Source organism: Streptomyces sp. NPDC034043, assembly GCF_055575675.1.
Map to the genome: position 1 here is coordinate 1 of NZ_JBVISF010000041.1, position 4,766 is coordinate 4,766.

Below are 4,766 nucleotides of genomic sequence, written 5' to 3' on the forward strand. Positions count from 1 at the left end.
GGAGACCGCGCCGACGAACGTGGTCTTGCCCACGCCGAAGCCGCCCGCCACCACGATCTTCGCGGAGGTGGTGGAGCGCGGAGCCGCTCCGCCGTTAGAGCTTGCGAAGTCCACTGAGCACCCTTTCGAGCAGTGTCACATCTGGCTGGCCGCCGGCAGACTCGTCGCCGCCGGGCTGGTGAATGGCGACAAGGCCCGCCTCCGCCAAGTCGGCGACGAGGATTCGGGCGACACCAAGAGGAATGGAGAGAAGTGCCGAGATCTCCGCTACGGATTTGATCTCCTGGCACAGGCGGCAGATGCGCTGGTGCTCGGGCAACTGCCCTTGCAGGCGCGCCGGATCCGCCGTGGTACTGACCAGCGCCTCGATGGCGAGCTGGTAGCGCGGCCGGGTACGGCCGCCGGTCATCGCGTACGGGCGCACCAGCGGGTTGTGCGCCTTCGGAGCCTGCGGCTGCGCCGCCCTGGGGGGCTGCTGCGGAAGCCGGTGAGGCGCCTGGGGCTGCTGGGGCTGGCCGTACGGCTGCTGGGCGTAGGGGTTGTGCTCCGGCACCGGCCGGCTGGGCGCGGAGGGGAAGTTGAAGCGGTTCTGGTCGTGCCCACCCTGCGGCTGGTGGCCGCCATAAGGATGTCCTCCGGGTGTTGTCACGTTTCCTCCTCCGACTCCAAGAACGCAGTACTCCCTGTGGAACCGCGCCACCGCACCTTATGGTGCGGTGACGCGAAACGCACTGTCCGTCTGCTAGTTGAGAAGACTTCCCTGGAGCTCCGCGCGCAGGTCCGGGGTGAGGACACTGCCCGCACGGTCCACCAGAAGGGCCATCTCGTAGCCGACGAGGCCGATGTCGCACTCGGGGTGCGCGAGCACCGCGAGCGAGGATCCGTCGGAGACGGACATCAGGAAGAGGAACCCGCGGTCCATCTCCACAACGGTCTGGTTGACGGCGCCGCCCTCGAAGATCCGGGAGGCACCGGCGGTCAGCGAGGTCAGGCCGGAGGCCACGGCCGCCAGCTGATCGGCGCGGTCGCGCGGGAATCCGTCGGACATCGCCAGCAGAAGGCCGTCGGCGGAGACCACCACCGTGTGGGACACCCCGGGGGTGTTGTCCACGAAGTTGGTGATCAACCAGTTCAGGTTCTGCGCCGCCTGGCTCATCGCGCTCACACTAACGCTCCTGGTCATAGCTGTTACTTGACTGCTCGGAACCCGCGCTGCGTCCCTGCTGGACACCCCGTCGCAGGTTGCTCAACCTGCCACGGACGTCCTCCGGGGCGCGGGAGACCTGGGGGCCTCCCTGCGGGGTCGTCTCCGCAGCACCCTCGACCAGGTTGGCCTTGGGCACGCGCCGAGGGAGACCGGACGAGGTGACCCCGCCCGCCTTCGGCTCACGGAGTTTGCCGGCCTGCTGCCAGCGCTCGTCGTTCGTCGAGCGCCAACCGGAACCGGCTGCTGCCTCCTCCGGTTCCCGCTCCGGCTCGGCGGGCTGCGGCTGACGCCGCGGCCGCTGCTCGAAGAGGGATCCGGCGGACTCCGCTTCCTGCTGTGCCGACTGCCACTGCTGCTGGCTGCCGCGTCGCGGCAGGCCCGCTCCGGTCAACTGGTGACCGGCGTCTGCAGCGGCGCCCGGACTGTCGAAGCCTACGCGGTCCGAAGCCGGTTCGGGAGCGGCGGGGGATTCCGAATCGGTCCCGTAATCCTGCTGGTAGGAGCCCGGGTAGGTGTTCTGCCCGGGCCACTGGCCCTGCTGGGACTGCTCCTCGTAGCCGCCCTCGTACGCCTGGGCGGGCTGCTGCTGGTCCTGGTAACCGGACTCCGGATAGGCATAGCCCTGCTCCGGGTACGCCTCATAGGCCTGCGGCTGCTGCTGGGTGTCGTACGGGGCCTCGTAACCCTGCGCGGACTGCTGCTCGTAGCCCTGGTACTCCTGGTACCCGTGCTCGGGCTGAGGTTCCGGATAGTCCTGGGCCTCCGGCCCGGAGTACTGATCCTGATCCTGCGCCTGCGGGTAGTTGAGCTGCGCCTCAAGAGCGGCCCGGCGCTCCTCGCGGCCCAGGGAGCGCACGACCGGGTCGGCCGGCTTCCGCTCGCCGCCCTGGGCGTCCTGGCCGTCGTAGGCGGAGTCGTCGAAGCCGAGTTCGGCGGCCGTCCGCAGCGGGGCGGCCTGCTGCGCCTGCTGCTGCGGAATGATCGACGAGACGGTGAAGTCGTCTTCCGGTATGCCCTCGCCACCGCCACCGTGGGTGATGGCGTCGGGGAGCATGACCAGCGAGGTGGTGCCGGCCGCCTCGCCCGAGGGGCGCAGCTGGACGCGGATGCTGTGGCGGTCCGCCAGCCGGCCGACCACGAACAGACCCATGCGCTGCGAGATCGCCGCGTCCACGGTCGGCGGGTTGGCCAGCTTGTGGTTGATGTCCGCGAAGTCCTCGGCGGTGAGGCCGATGCCCTTGTCGTGGATCTCGACCATCACGCGGCCGTCGGGCAGACGCGTGGCGTTGACGCGGACCTTGGTCTGCGGGGAGGAGAAGGTGGTGGCGTTCTCCAGGAGCTCGGCGAGCAGGTGCACGAGGTCGGTCACGGCCTGGCCGTGGATCTCAGCGTCGGAGACGCCGGAGAGCTCGATGCGCTCGTACTGCTCCACCTCGGAGGAGGCGGCGCGCAGCACGTCGACGAGGGGCACCGGCTGGTCCCAGCGGCGGCCCGGGTTCTCACCCGCGAGGATGAGGAGGTTCTCGCCGTTGCGGCGCATACGGGTGGCCAGGTGGTCCAGGCGGAAGAGGTTCTCCAGCTGGTCCGGGTCGGCCTCGTTGTTCTCCAGGTCGGTGATGAGGGTCAGCTGGCCCTCGATCAGCGACTGGTTGCGCATGGAGAGGTTGGTGAAGATCGCGTTGACGTTCCCTCGCAGGAGCGCCTGCTCGGCGGCGAGCCGGACCGCTTCCCGGTGGACCTGGTCGAAGGCGCGGGCGACCTCGCCGATCTCGTCCTGGGAGGTGATCGGGATCGGCTCCACGCGGGTGTCGACCTTGCCCGGGTCGGTGCGCGAGAGCTGGTCGACGAGCGCGGGGAGGCGCTGCTCGGCGATGTCGAAGGCGGAGGTGCGCAGACGGCGCATCGAGCGGCTCATCTGGCGGGCCATCATCGCGGCCAGGATGAAGGCGGCCAGCAGGGCCACGACCACGATGGCACCGGTCAGGATGGCGTCGCCGCGCGACTTGTCGGACACCGCGACGGCGTCCTTGACGGCCTTGTCGAGGAGGTCCTCCTCGATCTCGGCGTAGCCCTCGAACTTGGCGGTGGCGGCGGCCTGCCAGGCGGGGGCGGTGGTGCCGTTCAGGGCGAGCTTGGCGGGCTTCTCGCCGCCGGCTATCGCCTCGGTCATGCCGGTGAGCGCGGAGCCGTTGACCACGGGCGGAGCCTTGAAGACGGTGCCGGCCTGCTCGGCGGCCTGCTTGGCCTGGGCGAGCTTGGCGGCACCCTCCTGGGACTTCTTGCCCATGACCTCCTTGAGCCGGTTGGTGTCCTCGTCGGTACCGGCGGCGACGTACTCGCCGATGGCGATCTCTTCGAGGTAGGCGTAGGAGGAGAAGGCGACCAGCTGGGCCTTGCGGACTTCCTCGTTCTCGCTCGGGCGCACCAGCAGGTGCGTGCCGACGGAGCGCTGGAGAGAGTTCGCGGCCTTGGCCAGCTCGACCGCGTAGACCATGCGGCCGTAGCTGGTGACGTTTCCGGTGCCCAGGCCCAGTTCGTTGGAGAACTGCATGAGGTAGTGCTGGACCAGCACGTATCCCTCTTCGGTCGGGATGGGGCCGGCCGAGGAGGGGAGGTTCTTCTTCTGGGTCTCGGGGATGGCGTAGGCCGTCTTGCGGACCTGCTCCAGCTTCGGCTCCTCCTGGCGGAAGAGTTCGAGGCGGCGCTCGAGGCCCTGCTTCGCGGGGAGGTCCTTCACGGCCCGCGCGAACTTGGCCTTGGCCGCGTCGGTGGCCGCGTAGGCCTTCGTCACGGCCTCGTTGTTGCGGTCGCCCTTCAGGAGGGGCTCGGCGGTGACGTCGCGCTCGTTGAGGAGGGCCTCGCCGTACTCGGACGCGGCCTGGACGATCCGGGCGGTCTTCTCGGCGTCCTTGGCCTCGTTCCAGCTGTCGATCGAGCCCTTCACCTGGAAGCCGCCCATGACCAGTCCGACGAGGACGGGGACCAGGAGGATGGCGTTCAGCTTGGTTGCCACCCGCCAGTTGCGGGGGGCGAGCCTGCTGGTGCTGCCGCCGCTCGCGGATGGTTCCGCGGGCACGTCGACAGGCGACATGGCCGCGCGCGGCGGCGGGGTGAAGTTGCCTCGCGCGGGTTCATCCGCGGGGCTCGAGTTGCTTCGCCTCACTCGACCAACAACCTTCCGGCGGTGCTACTAGCTAGTTCGCTGAATTCCAGCATGGTTAAGCGCCGTGTTCCAAACAGTTGAATCCGGCCATTCACAGAACCTTATGCCCCACATAAAACGGACATTAAGAGCGAGCTGCGGCAAAAATGGGGCCACCCGTGCGCGCAGCGGCACCAGCCGAACGCACGCTGTGCCCGCCCGGCGACAATTCACTGTCGAAACGTTATGAACGCGGGGGGCGGGCCGTGTTCCAGAACACAGCCCGCCCCCCGGCGCATCGCCTTGCCGTGCGTGCTACTTGAGCCGTGCCATGAGGGCGTGCTCGACGAGCGTGATGAGTGCGCTCTTGGCGTCCGCGCGGTGGCGGGCGTCGGTGGTGATGATGGGGGCGTCGGG

General features: G+C 69.2%; 3 protein-coding genes and 2 pseudogenes. All 5 read right to left on the reverse strand.

Going from position 1 to position 4,766, the window contains the following annotated elements:
• A pseudogene (locus tag ACZ51S_RS34615) lies at positions 1 to 114 on the reverse strand (ATP-binding protein); the annotation flags it as partial.
• Positions 95 to 649 carry a DUF742 domain-containing protein gene (locus ACZ51S_RS34620; protein WP_388946570.1) on the reverse strand — a complete coding sequence of 185 codons (555 nt, stop codon included), beginning with the start codon at positions 647 to 649 and terminating at the stop codon, positions 95 to 97. The pseudogene ACZ51S_RS34615 and the gene ACZ51S_RS34620, both read right to left, overlap by 20 nt.
• A gap of 93 nt (positions 650 to 742) precedes the next feature.
• Positions 743 to 1,156 (reverse strand): roadblock/LC7 domain-containing protein, encoded by a 414-nt coding sequence (locus ACZ51S_RS34625; RefSeq protein WP_030037347.1) that lies wholly within the window; start codon positions 1,154 to 1,156, stop codon positions 743 to 745.
• Positions 1,157 to 1,166: 10 nt separating this feature from the next.
• Entirely contained in the window at positions 1,167 to 4,370 is a 3,204-nt protein-coding gene (locus ACZ51S_RS34630; RefSeq protein ID WP_468963181.1) for a sensor histidine kinase, read from the reverse strand.
• Between the two features lie 294 nt (positions 4,371 to 4,664).
• Positions 4,665 to 4,766: pseudogene (locus tag ACZ51S_RS34635) on the reverse strand (ATP-binding protein); the annotation flags it as partial.

Bases quoted from the DNA above. Each gene is read 5' to 3' on its own strand.
- ACZ51S_RS34625 (WP_030037347.1), bottom strand. From the start codon at position 1,156: ATGAGCCAGGCGGCGCAGAACCTGAACTGGTTGATCACCAACTTCGTG.